The organism is Streptomyces sp. NPDC006476, from assembly GCF_040612015.1.
GTDB lineage: Bacteria > Actinomycetota > Actinomycetes > Streptomycetales > Streptomycetaceae > Streptomyces > Streptomyces griseorubiginosus_B.
The window spans coordinates 240,199-265,039 of sequence record NZ_JBEXPK010000006.1 but is presented as its reverse complement, the minus strand read 5'-3'; the positions used below and the strand labels follow the sequence as shown (position 1 = coordinate 265,039).

The window sequence follows — 24,841 nt, the reverse complement described above, 5'->3', positions numbered from 1 at the left end:
GCGACAGCCAGGTCAGCCCGCGGGAGTGTTGTAGTTGACGATTCCCTCGACCATGAGAGCGACCGCACCTGCCAACGGGTTCGTTCCTGTGCCCACGACGTCGGGCAGCCTGTGCGCCTCGCTCTCCGTGACGGCCACCATGCCCCAGAACGCGTTGAAGCCCGAGGGATCGGCCGGCTTGTCGGTGGCCGCCCCCACGGTCAGCACCCCGCCCGCCTCGGCCACCGCCAACGCGCCCATCTGCCGCAGCGTGTCGTGATCCCGTTCCTCGGCGGCCACCACGCTCCAGCCCGCCACCTCCACCTGCCGTAAGGCGTCGAGGAGTTTGCCCGGCGTGTCCGACCCGGCGACAACGATGTCGGGCAGGACGAGGGCCACCGGTCCCTGGGTCATCGGCAGTGCGGAGCGGATCGCCCCGTCGAGACCGGGCCCGAATGACTCGTCCTGGTAGACGAAGACCATCTGGAAGGTGCCGGCATAGCGGGCGAGATAACTCACCGTCTCCAGCTTGTGCGTTGCGAACACGACGACCAGGCGTACGTTGAGTCCGCTCTTGGCGAGTTCCACCACGGCTTCCAGGCTGCGGTCCAGCACGGTGACCCCGGGAGCCAGACAGTGCAGTTCCTTCGGATAGGGAGCCCCGAAACGCGTTCCGTATCCGGCACAGGGCAGGATGACCGAAACATCGGGTACGGATGGGGACGAACTCTGCATCGCGTAGCACTCCGGTCGTGTGGACGATGGGTGACCTTGCACAACTCGCCGAGCACAGACTGCCCAGGGCCGACCGACGCCGAACCTCAGGCATCACATGCACCGGCACGCGACCGCAGCCACCGAGACGTCGGCTCCCGGTAACTCCCGAAGGTCCAACTGTGAGGCAGAATCGTCGAGTTGACCGGAGCGATCAAGCGCGATGAGGTGAGGTGACCACCGCGGAAGACCCGACGAAAGAGGACTCTCCATGCGGGTGCTGTTGTCCACATACGGGACACGGGGCGATGTCGAACCGCTGCTGGCCCTAGCGGTGCGGTTACGGGCGTTGGGCGTGGCGGTGCGGATGTGCGCCCCGCCGGACGAGGAGTTCGCCCAGCGGCTGGCGGGTATCGGGGTGGAGTCCGTGCCGGTCGGGCCACCTGTCCGGGAGTTGATGCGCGGCAAGACCCTGCCGTCGGCGACGGATCTGACCCGCTACCGGAACGAGTTGGTCGAGACCCAGTTCGCCGCCTTCCCTGCGGCCTTCGACGGATGTGACGTGGTGGTGGCGGCGGGCCTGGGGCAGGTCGGCGCGCGGTCCGTGGCCGAGGCCGCGGGGATCTCCTACGTGTACGTCAGCTACGCGGCGGTCCACCTGCCGTCGCCGCACCATGCGCCGCCGCCGCGGCCGGGCTGGCCGGAGCCCGAGGTCGCCGACAACCGGACCCTGTGGGAGGTGGACGCCCAGAACGTCAACGCGCAGTTCGGCGAGGCGCTCAACCGCCACCGGGCGGCGCTCGGTCTGCCGCCGGTGGACAACGTGCGCGATCACATCCTCACCGACCGTCCGTGGCTCGCGGCCGATCCCGTACTGGGGTTGTGGCCGGAGACCCCCGGCCTCGATGTCGTACAGACGGGTGCATGGACGCTCCCTGACGAACGCCCCCTCCCGGCGGACCTGGTGAGGTTTCTGGACGCGGGCAGTCCGCCGGTCTATGTGGGCTTCGGCAGCCTGTCCCCGGCCGAGGGCATCGGCGGCATGGCCGTCGAGGCGATCCGTGCTCTGGGGTACCGCGTGCTTGTGTCCCGGGGCTGGGCGGGCCTGGATCTCGTCGACGACGGGGACGACTGCTTCACCATCGGCGAGGTCAGCCATCAGAGTCTGTTCGGCAGGGTGGCGGCCGTGGTCCACCACGGGGGCGCGGGTACCACGCTGACGGCGGCGCGGGCGGGCGCGCCGCAAGTGGTGATACCGCTGCAGCTGTCGGACAACCCGTACTGGGCCGGCCGGGTGGCGGCACTGGATCTCGGTGCGGCCCTCGACGGTGTGGCCACGACCGTCGAGTCGCTGGGCATCGCGCTCAAAAGCGCTCTGTCGCCGGAGACCCGGGCGCGAGCGGAGTCCTTGGGGAGCCGTATCCGCAAGGACGGAGCGGAGGTGGCCGCACATCGGTTGGTCGACCGGTGGCGGTGACCGGCACGGGTCTGCTGGTGCGCGGTTGATCACTCCGAGCGCCGGGACAGCGCCCTCGATTGCTAGCGTTCGCGTTCATGGACGACGGTGTGTATGTAGGCAGTGCGGGCAAAGACGCGGCGATGGACCGGGGGTGGCTGCTCGGGCACTTCAAGGAGCAGGGCGATCCCCGGCACAGTGACGCGGTCGAGGTGAAATGGGGCGTCCATGCGCGCGGCGAGCAACGCGCGCAGTGGGTGAAGGGCGAGATGCGGACAGCTCTGCTGGTCCTCATCACGGGACGCTTTCGTCTGGAGTTCCCCGGCCGCAGCGTGGTGCTGGAACGGCAGGGCGACTACGTCGTGTGGGGCCAGGGGGTGGACCACTCCTGGTTCGCCGAGGAGGACTCCGTGGTGATCACCGTGCGATGGCCTTCCGTGGCTGGATACGCCGTCCCCGACGGAAAGAGCGAGGAACGACCGAAGTGAACCATTGGCCGCGTGTGGTCCGCTATCCCATGCAAACCCCTTAATGTCGCTTGCCGAGCGCAAACAGGGTTCCATCGGTTATTGGTTGTGGCGTTGGTCACCGTTGACCGCTTAATCGGAGCACATTTAGCATCACGGAAATGATCCCGTCTGCTGAGGCTGCAACGCCTTCATTCCGGACGTCAGCCTGATACTCCGGTAACGCCGCGACCGACGTCCGTCGCGTTCTCTTCTCGTGAAGGGTAATCCGTGAATTTACCCCGAATCGCAGTCAGTAATCGTTCCGGCGAAGAGACAGAATCCGCGCCATTGTCGCTGGCGCAGGAGCGTCTGTGGGTCATGGCGCGCATGGACGGAGACGCCAGCGCCGCCTACAACGAGCCGATGCCGTTCGACATCCGGGGACCGCTGGACCGGGACCTGCTCATCAAGGCCCTTCATCTGCTCGCGGCCCGGCACGAGGCCCTGCGCACCCGACTGGTCCCCTCCGAGGGTTCGGCTCTCCAGGTCGTCGATCCGCCGGACACGGGGTTCCCGGTGACCTTCGAGGATCTGACCGAACTGCCCGACGCGGCCGAACAGTTCACGCGCATACGGCTGGAGGTGGAGGGCACCCCGTTCCGCCTGGGCGAGGAACCCATGGCGCGCGGCTGCCTGATCGCGCTCCAACCGAAGCATCACGTACTGATCCTGACGGCACATCACATCATCTTCGACGGCTGGTCCCGGTCCCTGCTGCTGAAGGAGCTGGGCCTTGTGTACGACGCCCTTCAGCGGGGGCAGGCCGTCTCGCTGCCCGAACTGACCTGGCAGTACAGCGATTACACGCGGTGGCAGTGGGAGTGGATGTCGGGAGACGAGCCCACCTCACAGGCCGACTACTGGACCGCCGCGCTGGCTGACAGCCCGGCCGTGATCGCTCTTCCCACCGATCGACCCCGCCCGCCCGAACAGGACTTCCACGGCGCCCGGTTGCCCGTGATTGTCGACGAGGACCTGACGCGGGCCCTGCGCGCGCTGTCGTCCGACAACGATGTCTCCCTCTACGCAACCGTCCTGACCGGCTGGTCCGTGCTGCTGTCCCTGCTCTCCGGGCAGGACGACATCGTGGTCGGCGCTCCCACGTCGAACCGGCGACGCGGGGACGTCGAGGGTCTGATCGGCTTCTTCGTCAACACCCTCGCCCTGCGCGCGGACCTCTCCGGCTCCCCCACCGTCAGGGACGCCCTGAAGCGGGTGAACGAGCGGATCCGTGACGCCCTCAAGCACGTCGACCTCCCCTTCGAGCGAGTCGTCGAACTGGTCAACCCACCGCGGAGCCCCGCCTGCACGGCCCTGTTCCAGACGATGTTCGCCTGGGTCCCCTCCATGCGGAAGGAACTCGAACTCCCGGGTCTGGAGGTCGAGTTACGAGAAGACGCCGCCCACGTTCCCGCGAAGTTCGACATGGTCCTGGCCCTGGCCGACGAGGGCCGGCAGCTCACCGGCGAGATCGACTACGCGGTGGCGCTCTTCGACCGGGCGACGATCGAACGGTATGTACGTCAATTCCAGCGCGTGCTGCGGCTGATGACCGAGCGGCCCGATGCCGAGATCGCCGACCTGACACTGCTCGACGAGAACGAGCAGCGGGCACTCCTCGCCACCTTCAGCACCGGGCCCGCCGTGACCGGCCCGGCATCGGCGGGTGTGCTGGAGCGCTTCGCCGCGCAGGTCCGTGAACGACCGGGCCAGTGTGCGACGGTGGCCGGTGGCGTCGAGCTGGACTACGCGACACTCGACCGCCGAGCCAACCGTCTCGCCCACGCGCTGATCGCCCGCGGTGCCGGTCCTGACCGTGTGGTGGGCCTGCACTCCGGACGCACCACCAACCTCGTCGTCGGTGTGCTCGGGATCCTCAAGTCCGGAGCCGCTTACCTGCCCCTCGACCCCGGCCAGCCCCCAGAGCGGCTCGCGGCCATGGTCAGCGACGCGGCACCGGTCCTCGTGCTGACCGACCGGAAGAGCGCCGTGGACGACGGACAGTTGTGGGAGCGCCTGGCGACCGTAGAAGCCGAGGGGGCCCACGACGATGCGCCCGCCATCGGCACGGACGCGGCGCGGCTCGCCTACGTCATCTACACCTCGGGATCGACCGGCAGGCCCAAGGGTGTGGCGGTGACCCACGGAAGCGTCGTCAATCTCTTCGACCACTGGCGCGACCTCATGGGGGACGCCCCCGGCGAGGCCTCGTCGGCCTGGTCCAGCATCGGCTTCGACGCGTCGGTGCACGAACTCCTCGTCCCGCTGACCACCGGCGCCGTCCTCCACCTGGTCCCCGACGAACTCCGCGGAGACCCCGGGGCGTTGCTGGCGTGGATGCGCGAACGCAAGGTCACCCAGGCGTTCCTGCCTCCGTCCTACGTCCAGTGGATCGGCGAGGACCCGAGCGCGCGCCTCGCCGGATCGAGCCTGCGTCAGCTCCTCACCGGTGTGGAGTCCCTGCCGGAGACCACCCTGCACCGCATGCGTGAGCTGCTGCCCGGCCTGCGCATCTGCTTCGGCTACGGCCCGACCGAGGCCACCCTCTACTCCACCGCCTACACCGACCCCCAGCCGTACGAGCGGTCGTGTCCCATCGGGCGGCCGCTGCGCGGCACTCGTCTGTACCTGCTCGACGACCGGATGCGTCCGGTACCCGTGGGAGTCACCGGAGAGGTCTACCTCGGTGGAGCGAGTCTGGCCCGCGGCTATCTCAACCGCCCCGACCTCACCGACGAGCTCTTCGTGCCCGACCCCTTCGTCCCCGGTGAACGCCTGTACCGGACCGGGGACTTGGCACGGTGGCTGCCGGACGGCAACGCCGAGTACGTCGGCCGCCGGGACGACCAGCTCAAGCTACGCGGATTCCGCATCGAACCGGGAGAGGTCGAAGCGGCGCTGCTGGCGGTCCCCGGGGTGCGGGAGGCCGTCGTTCTGGCCGATCGTGACACGCCGGGTGGTCCTCGCCTGGTCGCCGGCGTGGGATGTGACGCCGAGCGCACGCGGATGCCGCACGAGTGGCGTGCGGCCCTCAAGGACCGCCTGCCGGACTACATGATCCCCGCCGCCGTGGCCGAGTTCCCGCGGCTGCCGTTGAACAACAGCGGCAAGGTGGACCGGACGGCGGTGCTGCGCGCCGCTACGGAGGCCAACGCGGGCCGGGTCAACACGGCCGCGCCCCGCGACCACGTCGAAATGGCCCTGTACCGGGTGTGGCGGCGGATCCTGCTGCATCCCGACATCGGTATCGGTGACAACTTCTTCGAGCTGGGCGGCACTTCGATCTCGGCGATCAAGATGGCGTCCGCCGTCCACGAGGAGCTCGGTGTCGCCCTGCCCGTCCGGGACGTCATGCTGCACCCGACCATCGAGGCGCTCGCCGAGCGCGTGCGCGCCGACGGCGGCGACGCCGCGCAGTCCGCTGAGCTCAGCAGCCTGGTCGAATTCCGCGCGGGCGGCGGGCGAGAGCGCGTGGTGTGCGTACACCCCGCGGGCGGCACCGCCTTCTGTTACCTGCCCCTGTCCGCGGAACTGGCCGACGACATAGGCGTCGTGGGGCTCCAGGCTCCCGGCATCAACCCCGGCGAGTCCACCCTGCCCGGCGTCGAGGCCATGGCCGAGGAGTATCTGCGGCTGGTCGGACCCCGCACCGACGAGGCACTGGTGCTGTGCGGGCTCTCCTACGGCGGTCTGATCGCGTACGAGATGGGCCGCCGCCTGGTGACGGCCGGACACGACAAGGTGAGCGTGGTCCTCCTCGACACCCACGGCGCCCAGGACGACGAACAGCGCGCCGCGATCGCGCCGGTCGGCATGGCGGAGTTCCGGGAGAAGCTGGTGCGCTTCAACGGCATGTACCCGGGCATCGACGACGAGCAGGTGGCCCGGTACCTGAACGTCTACAACCACCACCGTGAGACGGGGCGCGACTACGTCGTACCCGCGTCGCCCGCCCGTGTCGTGCTGTTGCAGGCGACTGCCGTGGAGGACGAAGAGGCGGACGTCGAGCATGCCGCCGCTCGTCTACGCGCGTTCTGGCGGCAGCGCGTCAACGGTGAGTTCGTGGTCGAGCCGGTCGCCTGCGGTCACTGGGACATGTTGGAGAGCGACGAACTGCCCCGCGTCGCAGCCGTCCTGGCCGCCGAACTGGACCGGCTGGCCGCCGTCCCCGGCCCGGGCGCCCCTTCAGGCACGTCGGAGGATGCACGATGAAACCGCGCGTCGAAACGTCCCCCACTGACGTGTCCGAGCACCTGAGCGATCCGACCGGGTTGGCGCTCGAGATTCACCGCCGTGCCCTGCGCACGCCACACGCGGAGGCCGTCGTCGACGGCGACGTCCAGCTCGACTACGCGGCGTTGAACGGGGGAGCCGCCACCGTCGCCCGGGAGCTGGCGCGTCTGGGAGTCACCGCGGGTCAGGCCGTGGCGGTGGCGCTGCCGCGGTCGTGGCGGCTGGTCTGCGTGATGCTGGGCATTCTGCGGCTGGGGGCGCAGGTCGTGCCCCTCGACACGCAGAGCCCCGCCGAGCGCCGTCACTTCATTCTCGAGGACTCCGCCGCGGTCGCCCTGGTGCATGAAACCGCCGAGAGCTTCACCGAGCTCCCGACGGACATCAAAGCGCTCGGCGCGGACACGCTTCTGCCCGAACTGCCTGACGCAGCCGTCTCCTTGGAGGCTCCGGCCGCCCCGGGCGAGGTGTCCTTCCTGTTCTACACCTCCGGAACGACCGGACGCCCGAAGGGCGTTGAGATCCGTGACGCCGGGATCCGGCGCCTGGCCCAGCCCGGCTACATCCGCATCGCGCCCGACCTGCGCTATGCCTGTCTGGCCAATCCCGCGTTCGACGCGCTGAGCTTCGAAGTATGGGTGCCCCTGCTGACCGGCGGCTGCTGTGTGATCCTGAGCGACGCGGACGTACAGGCGCCCGAGCGGCTCGCCGCGGCACTACGGCACGGACGCGTGGACACCGTCTTCGTCACCACGGCCCTGTTCAACGCGATGGTCACGGCTGTGCCGGACTGCTTCGCCGCAGCCGGACAGGTTCTGGTGGGCGGTGAGCAGCTCAACGCACAGGTGATGCGCCGCTGGTACCGGGACAACGCCGACAGTGGCACCCGCCTGTTCAACATCTACGGACCCACGGAGTCCACCACCTTCGCCCTGTGCCATCCCATCCCGCGGGACTTCGACGGGGACGTGGTGCCGATCGGCCGGCCCCTGCCGCAGACCGGTGCGGTTACGGTCGTACCGGGCCAGGAGCGGGTGACCGCGCCGGGTGAGGTCGGCGAACTCCTGTTGAGCGGAGCCGGACTCGCCGTCGGATACCGCAACCTTTCCGACGAGACGGAGCGGCGCTTCGTGCGCCTGCCGTGGCTCGACGGCGGCGAGGAGACGTACTACCGCACCGGTGACCTCGTTCGTGCCGACGGCGGGGGCCTGGTGGAATACGTGGGCCGAACCGACCGCCAGGTCAAGGTCCGTGGCTTCAGGATCGAGCCCGGCGAGGTGGAACGGCGCGTCCTGACCCACCCGGCGGTCCAGCGGGCCCATGTGTGCACGCGCCCCGCGGGCCGGGAGGGGCCCAATGAACTCCTGGCGTTTGTCGTCCTCGGCCAGGAACTGTCCTACGAGGAGTTCGACGGCCACCTGGCGGCACAGCTGCCGGCCTACATGCGCCCCCACCGGATCCATCTCGTGGCCGACCTCCCCCTCAACGCCAACGGCAAGGTCGACCAGCGCGCCCTGCTGGAGCAGACCGCCCCGCCATGGCGGTCCACCGCCGCCGACTCCGACGCCCCGGCCACCACGGAGACGGAGCGCCAAGTCATCGAGCTGGCCGAGGAGATACTCGGCACCACCGGCCTCCGGCTCGGCGACCGGTGGATCGCCGTCGGCGGTGACTCGCTGAAGGCGCTGCGGTTCTGTTTCGCCGTACGTCAGCGCTGGGGCCGCGAGCTGACCCAGTCGGCCGTCCTGCAGGGCGACCTGGCCGCCGTCGCCCGGTCGCTCGCCACGGCCGGTCCCGGCGAGGAGAGCGCCTTGCCGACACCGGTGGTCTCCGGTGCCCGCTCGGCGCCCGCCACCAGCGAACAGCAGCGGCTGTGGCTGATACAGCGCCGCAGTCCCGACTCCCGGGCGTACTCCGTCAACCAGGCCTTCCGCGTGGACGGACCCGTCGACACCGCCGCACTCCGGCGGGCGCTGCGCAGCCTCGTGGCACGACACGCGGCGCTGCGGACGGGCTTCCACCTCGGGCCGGAGGGCCTGGAGCAGACCGTCGGCGAACCGTACGACCCCTGGCACGAGCCAGGTCCCCGCCAGGTCTGGGAGGAGGAAGAAGCGCACGCCTTCGCCGACACCTTCTTCGCCGAACCCTTCGACCTCGCCGTCCCCCGCATGCTCCGAGCCTGCTGGCTACCGCGTGACGGCGGCGGCACGCTCCTGCTGCACCTGCACCACATCGCCGTGGACGGCTGGTCGTTGAGCGTCCTGCTGCACGACCTGTCGGCCGACTACGCCGGAAGCGACCGGCCCGAGGCACCCTCTCCGACCCCGCTGGACTTCGCCGTCTGGCAGCGCGACCGCTTCGCGAGCGCGGCCTACCGGACCCAGCGCGATGAACTCCTCGCGTTCTACCGCGGTTTGAAGGAGCCGCTGGAGGCGCTGCCCATGCAGGACGCGAGTACGGCACCGCGGGCACGCCTGCTGCACACGTCCCTCGACGTCGTTCGGCGGGCCCAAGTCGACCAGCTGTGCTCCGAGTTCGGGCTGACCCGGTTCCAGGTTCTGCTGAGTGTGTTCTCCTGGTGCCTGTACGGCGTGACCGGCCTGGTCCGCCCGCGCATCGCCGCCCCGGTCGCGGGCCGCCCGGTGCGCGAGTTGGAGAACAGCGCGGGCATGATGGCGAACACCGTGCTGCTGCCCCTGACCGTCGCGCCCGGCGAGGATCTGCGCTCACATCTCGCCCGCACGGGAAACGACACCGGGCAGGTGTTGAGGCGTCAGGACGTGGCGTTCACCGACGTGCTGACCGGCTGGGAGGGCGTCGGCGACACCACTCCGTTCGACTTCCTGTTCGTGCTGGAGAACACCGACTTCGGGGCGTTGCGGCTGTCCGGCTGCGCCCAGCGCCCCCTGTGGTGGGCGGCGCCGGAGGCCAAGTGCCCGATGACGGTCTCCGTGGTCGAGCATGCGGACGCGCTCGACGTGCTGTGGGAGTACGCCGAGGACCGGTTCACCGGCGAGGACGTGGAGGCGATGGCGGAGCTGTTGCGGCGGGGCGTGGACGCGCTCGCGTCCGGTGGCCGCCGTACCGCCCGTGAACTCGTCCTCCCCTACCGGGACTCCCTTCCGCGGCACGGGCGCGGGCCCGCCCGGGAACCCGGCTTCACCACGATCGCCGAAGGCTTCAGCCGTCAGGTCGCCCGCACTCCGCACGCCCCCGCCGTCGTCACGGCCGACGGCGAGACCGTGAGCTATGCGGAGCTCGACGCCCGTGCGGCAGCACTCGCCGCGGAGCTGGCCGACCGCTACCCGATCCCGGCCGACGACAGCCCGTGCCGGGCGGCCCTGTACCTGGAGCCGTCCGCCGAACACGTGGTGGCGCTGCTGGCGCTGGCCAGGCTGAACGTCACCGCCGTCCCCCTCGACCCCTCCTACCCGGCCGACGTGCTGCGCCGCGTCCTGGAACGGATCGACCCCCTGTGCGTCCTGACCAGACGGGACGGCTCGCCGGCGCTGGACACGCTGCTCCCGGACGGTGTGGCCCGCCACCTCGTCGTACCGAAGGCGGGCTCGGAGCCGAGAGCAGGCGACGGCACGGGGGCTTCGTACGCCGGGGACACCCGACGCACGGTCGGTGCGCCGGTCCACAGCGGCGCTCGCCCCCTGTACACGCTGTTCACCTCCGGCTCCACCGGCGTCCCCAAGGGCGTGCAGATCCAGGACCGCACCCTGTGCGATCTGATCAGGTGGCAGTCCGGTGCCGGCGGCCTGACCGCCCCCGCCGCCACCCAGCAGTTCTCGATGCTGTCGTTCGACGTGTCCTTCCAGGAGATCTTCGGGACCCTGTGCACGGGCGGCAGCCTCCAGCTCATCCGTCCCGAGTGGCGTCAGGACGTGCCCGCGCTCCTGGACCGGCTGGACTCCGCGGGCGCCGAGCGGATCTTCATGCCCTACGTGGCTCTGCACCTGCTCGCCGAGTACGCCGTCCGCCTGAACAGGTATCCGTCCCGGTTGCGTGAAGTGGTCACCGCGGGCGAGCAGTTGGTGTGCACCGACAGCATCCGGCGCTGGTTCGCCGGGCTTCCCGGCGCGCGGCTGTTCAACCACTACGGGCCGACGGAGACCCATGTGGTCAGCGCCCTGTGCCTGGAGGGAGATCCCGGGCACTGGCCGGAGCGGCCCGCCATCGGACGTCCGGTGACCGGGGCCGACCTGCGGGTGGTGGACGCCCAGGGCGACCCGGTCCCGGCCGGGTGCACCGGCGAACTGTTGATCGGCGGCACCATGACCACCCGCTGCTACCTCGACGAACCGGAACTCGACGACACCCGCTTCGTCGAACTCCCCGGCGCCGCGGGCCTGTTCTACCGCAGCGGCGACCGGGCGTTCTTCGACCGCGAGGGCCTGCTGCACTACGCGGGCCGCGATGACCAGCAGATCAAACTGAGCGGGCACCGGCTCGAACTCGGTTCCGTCGAGGCGGCGCTGCTGCGCCATCCGGCGGTGGTCAACGCCGCCGTCGCCCGTGACGGGGACCGGCTCACGGCCGGTCTGGAGATCCGTGGCGAAGCACCTTCCGCCGACGAGCTGACCGCGCATCTGTCCGCCCTGCTGCCCTCGTACGTACGTGTGGAGCGATTCCGCAGGCTGGATCGACTGCCCCGCACCCCCAGCGGCAAGCTCGACCGGCAGGCCGTGCTCGGGGCACCGGGGGAAGAGTTACGTCGTTCGGCCACTGCCCGCACGGGCCTGTCGGCCGAGGAGGAGCGCCTCACCGCTGCCTTCGAGGAGGTCACCGGGTCGGTGATCGCACCGGACCAGACCTTCTTCGAGGCAGGTGCCTCCAGTCTCGCCCTGATGCGCTTCCACCTGCGCTGCACCACGGCACTCGGTCTGCGCTTCAGTGTCGCGGACCTCTTCGAGCACGTCACCGTCCGCTCCCTGGCCCGGCACCTCACCGCCCCGCGGCCCGAGACCACACCGGCCGTGCAGAACGAGGGGTCGTGGGCACCCGGCGAGCCGATCGCGGTCGTCGGTATGGCGGTGCGGGTGCCCGGTGCCCCGGACCTGGCCGCCTTCTGGGAGCTGGTGGTCTCCGGCGGCACCGGAATCCGCCGCGTCGACGCGCCGGAAGGATTGGTCGGCGTGCACAGCACGCTCGACGGCATGCTCGACTTCGACCCGGGCCACTTCGGCATCAGCCCCCAGGAGGCACGGCTGATGGACCCCCAGCAGCGTCACCTGCTGATGGCCGGCGTGCAGGCCCTGGCACACGCCGGAGTGGCGGACACCTCGGCCGCACGGGTCGGCCTGGTGGCGGGTGCGGGAGAGAACACGTACTTCCAGTCCCTGCTGCGCGAGGGGGACCCCGACCGGCTGCCCGACGGCTTCCAACTCGCCCTGCACCATGACAAGGACTTCCTGGCCACCAAGGTCGCCTACCATCTCGGGCTGACCGGACCCGCCTTCAGCGCCCAGACGGCCTGCTCCAGCTCCCTGGTCGCCGTGCACCTCGCCGCCGGTCTGCTCCGGCAGGGCGAAGCCGACGTGATGCTGGCCGGAGGAGTCCTCATCGACCCTGGGCTGACCGGCGGCTATCGCTACCGTCCGCAGCACATCTTCTCCGCGGACGGCGACTGCCGTCCCTTCAGCGACGACGCCACGGGCACGGTCGGCGCGAGCGGTGTCGGCGTCGTGGTCCTCAAGACGCTGCGGCAGGCACGGCGGGACGGCGACACCGTCTACGCACTCATCACCGGCTCCGCGATCAACAACGACGGTGCGCAGAAGATGAGTTACACCGCGCCGTCCCTGGCAGGACAGCGGGAGGTGATCCGCACCGCCCTGTCCCGCGCCGGACGCACAGGCGCCGATGTCGGCTATGTGGAGGCCCACGGCACCGGCACCCGGCTCGGCGACCCGATCGAAGTGGGGGCGCTACGGCAGGCGTTCGACGTCACTGAGTCCGGCCGCTGCGCTCTGAGCTCCGTCAAGAGCCAGCTCGGCCACCTCGGCGCGGCCGCCGGAGTGGTGGGGCTCGTCCGCGCGGTCCTCGCCGTGCACCACGGGACGCTCCCGCCCAACCTCAACTTCCGTGCCTTCAACCCGGAGATCGGGCCCGATCCCACTCCGTTCCACATCCCGACCGAAGCCACACCCTGGCCCGAGGGACGCCACCGGGTGGCCGCTGTCAGCAGCTTCGGCATCGGCGGCACCAACGCCCACGCCATCGTCGAACAGGCCACCACGCCCGACCCGGCAGCGACCTACGAGGTCCCCGCCTGCCTCGTGCTGTCGGCCTCCAGCCCAGACGCCCTGGCCGCCGACGCCGCCCGCATCGCCGACTACCTCCAACTCCACCCCGAGCGCCACGAGTCAGTGCTGCGCCATCTGCAGGCCGGGCGGGTCGTTCACCAACTGCGGGCCGCGGCACTGGTCGCGGACGCCGCCGCGGCCGAGCGCTGGCTGCGCGCGGTGGCTGCGGGAGCGGTGCCGCCCGGTACCGCGGACCCGGACGCCGTGCCGGTCTCCGCGGCCGGCCGCACGGCCCACGACCTCGCCGCGGACTGGGCCGCAGGACGCCCGGTCGACTGGGCGGCCGCGGGCTCCGCTCCGGCGCCCTGGGACTTCCCTCCCCCGTCCTTCTGTCTCGCGACATACGACTTCGACCGGCGATCCGAGAATCCGCGCGAAGCCCGGGCCGTCACACCCCGGCGGCTGCCCCGGGAGAACTGGCTGCACCAGCCGCACTGGGTGCGCCTGCGCCGTGCCACCCTCGCGGACACCACCGTGCCGAACGGGAAAGCGTCCGCCGTGGTCGTCGTAGCCTCCCAGAACACTCCGCCGGCAGCGCTGGCGCCCTTCAGAGCCGTGGCGCCACGAGTGATACAGGTCCGTCCGGCCGACAGCTTCGCCCGCACAGGAGCTGACTCCTACGCCGTGGACCCGGCCGATCCGGCAGCTGTGCGCCGGCTGCTCGATGCGCTGTCCGAGGACGGTGTCCCGCCCTCCCTCGACATTGAGTGGGTGCACGCCCTGCCCCTGGGCGTGACAGGGCCGGTCGGTCCTGGCACCTTGGAACGCGCCAGGCACGCCTGCCTGGACAGCACGGCGGCCCTGGCCCAGGCGCTGGCCGGGCGCAGCGACTCCCCACGCGTGTGGTGGCTGTCGTACGGCGCCCGGCCCGTGACGGGAACGGTGGACCGACCCGAACTGGCCCTCCTGGCCGGGCCGGTCGAGGTCTCCCATCAGGAGTCGGCCCTGAACGGCCACTGGCTCGACCTCCCCGACGGCGACCTCACCCGCTGGGCCGGGCACGTGGCCTCGGTCATCGCCGAGACACCTGAGGCCGGTCATCCGGACGGACCGGCCCTCCCCCGCCGACTCGCACTGCGGGAGGGTTACTGGTGGCGGCCCGGCACGGTACCCGTACCGGCGCCGGAGGGTGTGCACTCCCGGGTACCGGCCGCATCCGACACCGTGCACCTGGTGCTCGGCGGCACGGGCGGCATGGGCCGGGCCATCGCCGCCTGGCTGCTCGAACACACCCGCGGCAAGGTGCTGTTGCTGTCGAGGAACCCGCGCCTGCCCGAGGAACTGAACGGGTGGGCCGACCGTATCGGCCTCATCCCGGCGGATCTTGCGACCATGTCCGTTCACGACGTGGCCGCGGCCGTCGCGGAGCACACGTCACGGCTGGACGGCGTCGTCCACGCGGCCGGTCTCGGACATGGCGGGCTGCTCGTACGACGTGACGCCACCGCGATGCGCGAGGCCGCGGCGGTGCGCGAAAGGGGCGCACTCGTCGTCGAGCACCTCATCGGCGCCTTCCGCCCGGAGATCGCGGTCTACTGCTCCTCGATGTCCGCCGAGCTCGGCGGTGTCGGCCAGAGCGACTACGCGGCGGGCGCGAGCCTCCTCGACGGCTTCGCCCACCACCGGGCCACCGAGACGGAGACGACCGTCAGGATCGGCATTGACTGGGACATCTGGCGGGAGACCGGCATGGCGACGAGGGTCCCGGCCCCGGACAGCCGCCATCAGGCCCACCTCGCCGTCGGCCTGAGCGTCGAGGAGGGCAAAGCGGTCTTCGGCCATGCCCTCGCCCTGCAACTGCCTCAACTCCTCGTGTCCACAACCGATATCGAGGCCTCCCGAACCTTCTACGCTCCTGCCGGGATCACGGATCGCTCCTCACCGGCGCGCGTGGCAAACGCGCAGAAGGAAGTCCCCCACTCAGGAGGTACCCGAGAGCGGGCGGACGCCATGGCCCGGACGATCAAGGAGCTGCTCGGCGTGGACGAACTGGACCCCGAGGACTCCCTCTACGACCTGGGCGCCGACTCCCTGACCCTGATCAGCGTGATCGCCCAGATCGAGGACGACTACGGCGTCGAGTTCGACCTGGCCTCCTTCAGCCACCGCGTCAGTCTCACGGAGATCCTCAAACACATCGAGGCCGCCCTCACGTCCACCGAGCCCACCGCCGGGACGGCGGCCATGACCTCCACCGTCGTCCTCGACATCTGGCAGGAAGGAACCGGTCCGGACGTCCTGTGCCTGATCCACCCCGTGGGCGGAGACATCCAGGCCTACCGCCCCCTCGTGGCAGCGCTCGGACCCGCCCCGACGGTGTGCCTCATCGCCGACCCGGCACTCCGCGACGCCGGCATGCCCGCATGGTCACTGGCCGAGCGAGCCCATCACTACGGCGCGGCGTTGCGCGGCCACTTCGGCCCAGGACGCGACCACCGGCTCCATCTGGCCGGATGGTCCTACGGCGCCCGTGTGGCGATGGAGATGGCGGCCCTCGCCGAGGCGGCCGGCCGGCCACCGCACTCGCTCCACCTCCTCGATCCGCCACCGCCCCAGGCAGAAGCGCTGGTGTCCGCCTATGACGAGACCCAGCTGGAAAAGGTGTTCGCCGCCGAACTCGGCGCCGGCGCCGCCTCGTTGCCGACCGAGCACGCGCAGGCGTACGCCGAGAGGCTGGCCCGCTGCTGCCGCGCGAACCTGCGCAGCCTCGGGGAACATCGCGTACGGCCGCTCGTCTCCGTCCCCACCTGTCTCTGGTTGGCCGAACACCCCACCGCGGGCATGCCCACCCCCGTGGCCCCTCAGGAGGCGGAGCGGCAGTGGAACACCTGCCTGCCCCCGTCCGCCGTACGCAGGTATCTGCCCACGGACCACTACGGCATCGTGGCGGCACCCCACGTGGACACGGTGGCCGAGACCATCAGGGCGACGCTGTCCTCCCTGGATGCCCTTACCCACCGCACCGCCGACCTGTAAATCGCCCCGCGTAAATCCCCCCGCGCCCCTGGAGGACGACATGGAATCGTACGAGCTCGAAGCACTGGAAGCGGTGACCACGCGTCCCACACACCCCTACCGCACGATCACCGTCGAAAGAATCACCCCCGTCCTGGGAGCGGAGGTCTCCGGCGTCGACCTCTCGCAGGAGATCCCGCCCGAGCAACTGCGGGACATCCGAGCCGCCTTCCGCGACCACCATGTCCTCGTCTTCCGCGACCAGACCATCACCGCCGAGCACCACAAGCGTTTCGCCGCCGCCTTCGGCGAACTGCGCCCGGTCAACCCGCCTCCGCCCGAGGGCGATCCGTACATCCTGGAGATCCGGACGACCTCGGCCGCGGCGGACGTGGCCGGCAACGGCTGGCACGCGGATGGCACCGCCGACGCCGAACCGTCACTGGGGTCGATGCTCTACATCACCGAGACACCGGAGCCGGGGTGCGGCGGCGACACCCTCTTCGCCAACATGCACCTCGCCTACGACATGCTCTCCCCGGCCATGCGTGCCCTGCTGGACACGCTGACCGCGATACACGACGGCGCGCAGGCCCTGGCCGGCTACACACCGCCGCCGGACTACGTCATCCCGAAGAGCGAACACCCGGTCGTCGCCCGGCACCCCGAGACCGACCGCAAACTCCTGTACGTCAACAAGGCCTACACCAGCCGCATCCCGCAGCTCTCGGCCGACGAGAGCCGCGCCCTGCTCGAGGTCCTCTTCGACATCATTGCCCGCAGGCCGGTCCTGCACTGCCGCGTCCGCTGGACCCCGGGCACCCTGGTCTTCTGGGACAACCGCTGCGTCCAGCACCACGCGACCTACGACTACTACCCCTACGCCCGCTACGGCCAGCGCGTCGCCATCAACGGCGGCCCGGTCAAGGGCTGATGTGTGTGCTCGCCGCCGAGCAAGGGCGAGATGTCCCAGCGTTGAGTCGAGTACCCGCTCGGGTTCGGCCCCGCGCGGGGATCAGAGGGTGAGGACGAGCTTGCCCTGGAGGTGACCGCCGTCGAGCAGTCGGTGCGCGTCGGCGACGCGCTCGAACGGGAACGTCTCCTGCACGTGGACCCGGAGCCTGCCCTGTTCGACGAGTTCGACGAGACCTCGCAGGGCGACCGGATCGGGTTCGACCGCGATGCCGCTGAAGCGCATGCCGGCCGCCTCGTACCTGGCGATGAGCTCCGAATCCTCCTCGGCGACCGCCGTCACCAGGTGACCGCCCGGGCGGAGCACTTCGAGCGACCGCTCGACGGTGTCGCCGCCGATCGTGTCGAGCACGACGTCGATGTCGCGGACTGCCTCGGTGAAGTCGACCGCCGTGTAGTCGATCACCTCGTCGGCGCCGAGGTCCTCGACGAACTTCCGCTTGCTCTCGCCGGCGGTCGTGATCACGTACGCACCGAGCGCTTTGGCGATCTGGATCGCGACGTGGCCGACGCCGCCGCCTCCGCCGTGGACCAGGACGCGGTGACCCTCGGTCACGCCGGCGAGGTCGACGAGGCCCTGCCACGCCGTCAGCCCGACGACCGGCAGCGCAGACGCCTCCACGTGCGAGAGCCGCGCCGGCTTGTGTGCCAGGTGCAGCGCAGGCGCGGACACGACCTCGGCGTAGGCGTTCGCCGGCCGCGGGAACAGCGGCATCCCGAACACCTCGTCGCCGGGCCTCAACCGCCACGTCCCCGGTGCCTCCTCGACCACGCCGCTGATGTCCCAGCCCAGAATGAACGGCGGCTGGCCGATCAGCGGGAACTCGCCGGCGCGCAGGCGCGCCTCCAGCGGGTTCAGCCCGATTGCCTTGACGCGGACGAGAACCTCGGTCGGCAGCGGCTGGGGCTCGGGAGCGTCCACGATGGTGAGCACCTCGGGACCGCCGAGCATCTGTTGGGTGATGACGCGCATGACTCTCCTGGCTCGAAGGGGGGTTGGGAAAGCCAGGCTAGGTTTCCGACAGGAACCAGCAGGTTCCTGTCGCGCGGGTACCTTGGCGCCATGTGCGGTTTCGGTACCGGTGATGTCTTCCTCGCCGACTGTCCGGCTCGTCTGGCGGTCGAGCTGATCGCCGACAAGTGGACGGTGGTCGTGCTCTCCGGCCTCAGCAGGGGCCCAGTGCGCCACGGCGAGCTGGTCGGGCTGATCGGTGGCATCTCCCGCAAGATGCTCACCCAGACCCTCCGACGGCTCGAGGCGCACGGGCTCATCCGCCGCCACGCCTACGCGGAGGTGCCGCCCCGCGTCGAGTACGAACTCACGCCGCTCGGGGCGACGCTGATCGATCCGATCCACACGCTGACCGAGTGGGCGAGGGCGAACGGCGACGCCGTACTCGACGCCCTCGACGCCCATGCCGAAGCGGTCACTCCCGGCGACTGAGCCTCCCGCAACGTTGAGCATGGTCTCGTCCGCGCCCGAGATCGGCCCGGCCGCCCCCAGTTGCGGGAGCGGCCGGGCGCTTGTTCTATTTTCCTGGCTCGCACAGGTAGAGGGTCTGCCCGGTGGCCGTGGTCACCGCGGCCCGTTCCGACAGGGCCGGGCTCCCGGCCGTGGCAGCCGAGCCCCCGTACGCCGAGGCCGGGACCTTGGTGCAGGTGGCCTGTACCCAGGTGGTGATCTGCGCGGCCGCCGTCTGCTCCGTCGCCCCGGTCCCGGCCGCCGTCCCGTCACCGGTGACGCCCGGCACGGCGCCGGCGCCACTCCCCCGTCCGCCGCCACCGAGCAGTACGTAGCGCACCTTGCCGCTGTCGACCAGCTGGCGGAACCGGTTCTCGGTCGGGGACGGCACCCGGCCACTGAAGCCGCCGACCGGCAGGACCTTCGCGCCGGTCGCCAGAATGTACGGCGACGCCGTGCTCCAGCTGGTGGTGGCGAACACATAGGCCGCCGAGCCGTCATGGGCGCGCGTGTAGGCGAGCAGCCGCCGCTGTGCGGGGGTCAGCGCACCGCCCGAGGCCGCGCCACCGAAACCGCCCATGCCACCGGCGGTCCGGGTCCGCCCAGCGCCGCCCGCGCCGCTGCGGGCCACTTGCCTTGACGTCGCGCCGCCGGCCCAGGCCATGTGCCCGAAGCGGGCCGACCCGGGCCATGTCGTTCCGAAACCGCGGCCGGTGCCCGACGGACCGACCGCGCCCATCACGCTGGTGCGGTACGACGGGGCGAAGACCTGCACCGCCCACGCGCTCGGCGCCAGGAGAAGAGCCGCCAGTGCGGCGGCGAGACCGCCGAGCGCCAGTCTGCCGCCGGCCCGGCGCCCGCCCGGACGCGCCATCAGAAGCAGGGCCAGTGCCGCGACGGCGAGCACCACCACCGCGGGCGCCAACCACGGTGCGAAGGACGTGAACTGGTCGGCGAGATGCACCGCCCAGGCCGCGGTCACCGACACCGCGCCCGGCAGCACCCAGGCGCGCGGTCCACCGGCCCGGAAGGCGCGCCACATCAGCACCGTCCCGGCACCGGTGAGCGCGGCGAGCGGTACGGCGATGACGCCCATGTAGTACGTGTGCCCGGCGACGCTGCCGGCGCTGAAGACCAGGAAGTACACGGCGAGCCAGGAGGCCCACAGAAGGTATCCGGCGCGCAGCCGATCGGTGCGCGGCCGACCCCGCGCCCACAGCAGCCCGCACATCGCGGCGATGGCCGCGATCGGGTAGAACCAGCCGGTCTGAGAGGCGAGCGACGTGCCGAACATCTTCGACCAGCCGTTGTCGTCACCACCGAACCCGCCACCGCCGCCACTCCGAGGAGCAGCCGCGCCGAGGGCACGATCGCCGCCGTAGGTGTGGAGACCGGCGTGAGCGCGGGAGCCGCTTCCGGCACCGGGGGCGCCGTACGCTCCCGGGCCGGCCGACGAGGCCGATCCCCGGCCCGTGTCCTGGCCGGAGGTGCGCACATGACCGTTGCCTCCACCCTGGGAGGCGGAAACGCTGCCCGTGGAGGCCGCGCTGATACCCAGGGAGGAGAAGCGGGACAGGAAGTTGTAGCCGACCACCATGCTGAACGCCGAGTTGTTGGTGGTGCCGTCCACATAGGGCCGGTCCTTGGCCGGGGTGAGGGTGACGGCGAGGATCCACGACGCCGACACAGCCGTCGTGACCAGGGCAGCGACGCCGAGGTGGGCCAGCCGTCGGCGCAGCGTGAGCGGTGCCGAGATCAGATACACGACGGCGAGCGCCGGCAGTACGGCCCATGACTCGAGCATCTTTGCCTGGAAGCCGATGCCGACCCAGACTCCGGCCATGACCAGCGGCCGGAGCCGGCCGTCGCGCGCGGCCCGCTGAGTCGCCTCGGCCGCGAGCAGCAGGCACAGCGTGAACATCGGGTCCTCGACGGAGGTACGGAACAGCCCGACCGCGACGGGGGTCACCAGAAACACCGCGCCGGCGATCACAGCAGCGTGCGCGCCCGCCCAGCGAGTGACGATGCGATGGAGAACAAGCAGGCTCGCGACGCCTTCCAGAACCTGCGGAAGGGTCAGCACCCACGCATGGAATCCGAAGACCCGCGCGGACAGCGCCTGCGGCCAAAGGAACCCCGGCAATTTGTCGAGCGTGATGGAATTTCCGGGATCGAAGGACCCGTAGAAGAAAGCCTTCCAGCTCTCCGTCATGCTGCGGGCCGCACTCGCGTAGAACGTGTGGTACTCGCTGCGGTCGATACCCCAGGCATAGAGCACGACGGCGAGCACGACGAGAACCAGCAGCGCAGGGCGTGCGTACGCAGGCTCACCCTCGGGTGATCGCCATGGCGGGCGACGGTATGAGCCGACGGGCGGGGTTGCGTTGAGGACGTTCGAGGCCATGCGCAGCAGTTTTGGTCACGGCATCTCCCCGCACCGCCGACACCGCCCCGTTTCAAGGAAACTCTCACCGCGACAAGGGGAATTCTTTAAGCGCATTGCACGGAAATGACACCGGTCGAGTGAAGCCCTTACTCGCAAGGGAACCAGTTCTCATCTGACAGGGGCTCAGCCCTCTCTGCCCTGCCATGTGGTCACGCAGGCCTCGTTCCCCTCCGCGTCGGAAAGGACCCAGAAGGCCGGGGCACGGGCTGCGGACACCAGTCGGCCGCCCGCCGCCAGCGCGGCGTCGACCCGCAGGGACGCCTCGTCGTGCGGGACGCTGACGTCCAGGTGGACCCGGTTGCGCTGTGGGCGTGCTCGGTCCATCTGCTGGAACCAGACCGCGGGCCCCACCCGGAACGGGTCGACGAGCGGATCTTCCGGTCCTGCGCCGCCCAGTTCGTCGGCGTAGCCCAGGATCGCCTTCCAGAAGGGCCGAATCCGGGCGATGTCCAGCGCATCGATCGCGATCTCCACGAGCTGGACGGACCGCTGTGCGCCGGTCCCGATCCCGGGCTCTGTCCGCAGCCCGGCTTCGCGAACCGTCGCGGAGATCCGATGGGCGAGTTCGACGTCCCGGTCGGTCACCGCCGCGTGGGTCCGGGACTGCAGGGTGAGCACGACCAGATCGGGGCGGGCATCGAGGAGGAGATGCCGGTCGGCAGCGTCACCGCACACTGCCACGACGTCCGACGTCACACTGATTCCCTGGGCCAGGGACCGGACCGGGACGGACGTCTGCAGGGTGCCCAGGATGTAGCGCCAGCCGTCGTCGTGCACTGCTTCTGACGCTTTCCGTCGGCTCAGTCGTTGCTCCACCACGCCATCCTCGCAGGTCAGGCCGGCCCGGGCCGGTCAGTCCGGGTACTCCGGTCCGATAGCCGTGAGGGCGCCGAGCGTCCTGCCCCTGCCCCAGCCGAGTTCGCGCCGGTATCCGCCGAGCAGCCCCGAACCCTCCAGATCGGTCACATCGCGGAAGCGCGAGTCGGCGGCGACCGCGGTCACCAGCGGCGCGACGCGTACCATCCAGTCCCGGTCGGCCAGATGACCACCGAGTGCCTCGCGGCTCGCATGAACCGGTCGACGTTGATCTCCTGCGCGGCCAGGCCGAGGAGCCTGCGGGCCTGACGGCTGCGGTGGTCGTGGCCGAAGACGGAGAGGCTGCCGGCCGTGGGGCGGACGATGTTGCACACCGAGCCGATCAGGGTGGTCTTCCCGGCGCCGTTCGGGCCGAGCAGCCCGAAGAACGCGCCGTCGGGTATCTCCAGGTCGAGCCCGGACACGGCGGTGAAGCCGCCCTCGTAGGTCTTGCGCAGACCCTCCACCCGCAGGGCGGGCGGGTTCCCGCCGCTCCGGGAAGACGGAGCGGCGGGAGGCGCGAGCGGGGCGGGCCCGCCAAGCGGGTCAACCATGGAACTGGTTGGCGGGGACCGGGAGCCCGTAGTGCTCACGCAGGGTCGTGCCCTCGTACTCCTCACGGAACAGGCCCTTGCCGCGCAGGATGGGCAGCACGTGCTCGACGAAGGCCGCCAGGCCGGACGGCAGGGCGGGGGCCATGATGTTGAACCCGTCCGCAGCACCGCCCTCGAACCAGGCGATGATCGTGTCCGCGACCTGCTCGGGCGTGCCCACGAACTCGAAGTGGCCGCGCCCGCCGCCGAGCCGGGAGATGATCTGCCGGACCGTCAACTGCTCACGCACCGCGAGCTCGATGATCAGGTCGGAACGGCTCTGCGAGCCCTCCAGCTTCGGCCTGGCCAGGATGAAGTCCGGTAGCGGAGCGTCGAGTTGGAAGACCGACGGCTCGGTCTCGAACACGGCGGCCAGCTGACGCAGCCCGTACTCCGGGACGCGCAGTTCGTCGAACTGCCGCGCCAACGCCCGAGCTTCCTCCTCGGTCGACCCGATGTAGGGGACGATGCCCGGCAGGACGATCACGCCGTCCGGGTCGCGGCCCGCCGCCACGGTCCGTGCCTTGATGTCCGCGTAGAAGGCGGCCGCGCGCTCGTACGTCGTGTGGGCTGTGAAGATGGCCTCGGCGTGGCGGGCGGCGAAGTCCTTGCCGTCCTCCGAGGACCCCGCCTGGACGAGCAGCGGGTAACCCTGCGGTGGACGCTCGACGTTGAGGGGGCCCGCGACCTTGAAGTACCGGCCCTGGTGGTCGAGTCGGTGCAGCAGCGTGGGGTCGGCGTACCGCCCGGTGTTCTTGTCCGCGGCGACGGCCTCGGACTCCCAGCTGTCCCACAGCGCCTTGGCGACCTTCAGGAACTCGTCGGCGCGGGCGTAGCGTTCGGCGTGGCCGGGACGGTCGTCGAGGCCGAAGTTGGCCGCCTCGTCCGCCCCTGCCGAGGTGACGATGTTCCAGCCGGCGCGGCCGCCGCTGACGTGGTCGACTGAGGCGAGGCGACGGGCGAGGTTGTACGGCTCGTTGTATGTCGACGACACCGTGGCGATGAGGCCGATCCTGCTGGTCGCCTGGGACAGCGCGGTGAGCAGGGTCAGGGGTTCGAGCTGGCCCGGGGGCCGGAACTCGCCGGTGCCTATGAGGGCCGGGCCGTCCGCGAGGAACAGCGAGTCGAACTTGGCGCTCTCGGCGAGCTGCGCGAGCTCGATCCAGTGCCGCAGGTCGAAGTCGGCGCGGGGGTTGCTGTGCGGGAGCCGCCAGGCCGCCTCGTGGTGGCCCGCCTCCATGAGGAAGGCGTTGAGGTGGAGTTGACGTTGTGGCGCGCTCATGAGCCGACCTTCAGCTTGGAGCTGTCGTAGCCGGCCGGAAGAAGGTTGTCGGTGATCGACTTCACGTCGACCGTCTTGGTGATCTGGCCTGCCTCCAGGAAGGCGTCAGCGAGCTTCTGCTCGGCCGCGATGTCGGCCGCCTCCACCGGTGTCACGCGGGTCTCGAATGCCTTGACGGAGGCCTTGGCGTCGTCCAGCGGGATGCCCTCCTCCTTGGACAGTGCCTCGGCGTACTTGTCCTCGTGCTTGATCGCCCAGGCGAACTCGCCGGCCAGCCGCTTCAGGACGTCCGTGAGCGCCGCCCGCTTGGTCTTGTCGTTGAGCGACTTCTCGCTGGCGACGTAGTAGCTGCTGGTCTGGTCGATCGGCGGCAGGCCCTTCGCCAGAATGCGCGCGCCGTTCCTGACCGCGATCGCGGACTGGGGATTCCAGATCGACCAGGCGTCCACCTTGCCGGTGTTGAACGCCGTGGCGCCGGCCGCCGGGTCGAGGAAGACGAGGTGCACGTCCTTGGGGCCGAGGCCGACGCTCTTGAGCGCGTTGAGGGCCAGGCCGTGGGCCGAACTGCCCTGCGGGACGGCGATCTTCTTCCCCTTGAGGTCCTTGAGCGACTTCAGCGGCGATCCCTTGGGAACGATGATGTTCTCGTTGGACTGGGTGGGCGCGAGCGAGCGGTTGACCGCGACGACCTTGAAGCCGTACTCCTTCGCGGCGCCGGTGATCGGCGGCACGTCGCCGACGCTGCCGAGGTCGATGTCGCCCGAGGCGGCGGCCTGCACGAGCGGCGGGCCGTAGGTGAAGCGGGCGAACTTCACCTTGTAGGACGCGTTGTCGAACGCGCCGGTGATCCGCGCCAGTTCCTGGCTGCCGTCACCGCCGTTGTCGCCGATGGTGAAGGTGTACTTGCTCCACTCCGGGTGCTTGGCGTCGCTCGCGTCGACGGCTTTGCTCAGCGGCGGGGTGGAGTCCGAGGAGGATCCGCAGGCGGCGAGAGCACCCGCCAGGGCGAGCGAACCGACGGCGCCGATGAGTCTGGTCGTTCTCTTTCGCATGGGTTGCCGTGCTTTCTGTGCTGGG

Annotated in this window: 14 protein-coding genes; 6 read left to right on the top strand and 8 right to left on the bottom strand. The window is 70.5% G+C overall.

The window, feature by feature from the left end; all coding sequences use genetic code 11:
* Positions 1-12: 12 nt before the first annotated feature.
* Positions 13-714 (bottom strand): NTP transferase domain-containing protein, encoded by a 702-nt coding sequence (locus tag ABZZ74_RS09595; protein ID WP_356762848.1) that lies wholly within the window; start codon positions 712-714, stop codon positions 13-15.
* Between the two features lie 250 nt (positions 715-964).
* Between ABZZ74_RS09595 and ABZZ74_RS09590 the strand changes: the two genes are divergently transcribed.
* From ABZZ74_RS09590 to ABZZ74_RS09570, 5 genes are all read left to right on the top strand, one after another.
* The gene (locus ABZZ74_RS09590) at positions 965-2,170 is read left to right on the top strand and encodes a glycosyltransferase (protein WP_356762846.1); all 1,206 of its coding nucleotides are present in this window, start codon (positions 965-967) and stop codon (positions 2,168-2,170) included.
* 77 nt (positions 2,171-2,247) lie between these two features.
* Positions 2,248-2,637, top strand: a complete 390-nt coding sequence (locus ABZZ74_RS09585) for a signal peptidase I (RefSeq protein WP_356762844.1) — start codon at positions 2,248-2,250, stop codon at positions 2,635-2,637.
* A gap of 249 nt (positions 2,638-2,886) precedes the next feature.
* A complete protein-coding gene (locus ABZZ74_RS09580) occupies positions 2,887-6,870 on the top strand; it encodes an amino acid adenylation domain-containing protein (RefSeq protein ID WP_356762842.1) in 3,984 nt (1,327 codons plus the stop codon).
* Between the two features lie 29 nt (positions 6,871-6,899).
* Positions 6,900-16,175 carry an amino acid adenylation domain-containing protein gene (locus tag ABZZ74_RS09575; protein ID WP_356762840.1) on the top strand — a complete coding sequence of 3,092 codons (9,276 nt, stop codon included), beginning with the start codon at positions 6,900-6,902 and terminating at the stop codon, positions 16,173-16,175.
* Between the two features lie 40 nt (positions 16,176-16,215).
* Positions 16,216-17,088, top strand: a complete 873-nt coding sequence (locus ABZZ74_RS09570; RefSeq protein ID WP_356762838.1) for a TauD/TfdA family dioxygenase — start codon at positions 16,216-16,218, stop codon at positions 17,086-17,088.
* Positions 17,089-17,169: 81 nt separating this feature from the next.
* On the opposite strand, the gene ABZZ74_RS09565 is transcribed toward ABZZ74_RS09570, so the two are convergent.
* Positions 17,170-18,099: an NADP-dependent oxidoreductase gene (locus tag ABZZ74_RS09565; protein WP_356762836.1), complete on the bottom strand. Its 930-nt coding sequence runs from the start codon at positions 18,097-18,099 to the stop codon at positions 17,170-17,172.
* A 90-nt stretch (positions 18,100-18,189) separates the two neighbouring features.
* Between ABZZ74_RS09565 and ABZZ74_RS09560 the strand changes: the two genes are divergently transcribed.
* Complete coding sequence (locus ABZZ74_RS09560) at positions 18,190-18,570, top strand: helix-turn-helix domain-containing protein (RefSeq protein ID WP_356762834.1); 381 nt, start codon at positions 18,190-18,192, stop codon at positions 18,568-18,570.
* 85 nt (positions 18,571-18,655) lie between these two features.
* Here ABZZ74_RS09560 and ABZZ74_RS09555 read toward each other — a convergent pair whose 3' ends face one another.
* The 6 genes from ABZZ74_RS09555 to ABZZ74_RS09530 all read right to left on the bottom strand — a co-directional run bounded on the left by ABZZ74_RS09555 (position 18,656) and on the right by ABZZ74_RS09530 (position 24,816).
* Entirely contained in the window at positions 18,656-20,992 is a 2,337-nt protein-coding gene (locus tag ABZZ74_RS09555) for a glycosyltransferase family 39 protein (RefSeq protein WP_356762832.1), read from the bottom strand.
* A gap of 165 nt (positions 20,993-21,157) precedes the next feature.
* Entirely contained in the window at positions 21,158-21,850 is a 693-nt protein-coding gene (locus ABZZ74_RS09550) for a VOC family protein (RefSeq protein WP_356762829.1), read from the bottom strand.
* A 36-nt stretch (positions 21,851-21,886) separates the two neighbouring features.
* On the bottom strand, positions 21,887-22,057 hold the full coding sequence (locus tag ABZZ74_RS09545) for a hypothetical protein (protein WP_356762827.1): 171 nt from the start codon (positions 22,055-22,057) through the stop codon (positions 21,887-21,889).
* The gene (locus ABZZ74_RS09540; RefSeq protein ID WP_356762825.1) at positions 22,033-22,443 is read right to left on the bottom strand and encodes an ATP-binding cassette domain-containing protein; all 411 of its coding nucleotides are present in this window, start codon (positions 22,441-22,443) and stop codon (positions 22,033-22,035) included. The genes ABZZ74_RS09545 and ABZZ74_RS09540 overlap by 25 nt, the downstream gene beginning before the upstream one ends.
* Complete coding sequence (locus tag ABZZ74_RS09535) at positions 22,436-23,764, bottom strand: LLM class flavin-dependent oxidoreductase (protein WP_356762823.1); 1,329 nt, start codon at positions 23,762-23,764, stop codon at positions 22,436-22,438. Before ABZZ74_RS09535 ends, ABZZ74_RS09540 begins: the two co-directional genes overlap by 8 nt.
* Positions 23,761-24,816 carry an aliphatic sulfonate ABC transporter substrate-binding protein gene (locus ABZZ74_RS09530; RefSeq protein ID WP_356762821.1) on the bottom strand — a complete coding sequence of 352 codons (1,056 nt, stop codon included), beginning with the start codon at positions 24,814-24,816 and terminating at the stop codon, positions 23,761-23,763. Before ABZZ74_RS09530 ends, ABZZ74_RS09535 begins: the two co-directional genes overlap by 4 nt.
* Positions 24,817-24,841: the final 25 nt, after the last annotated feature.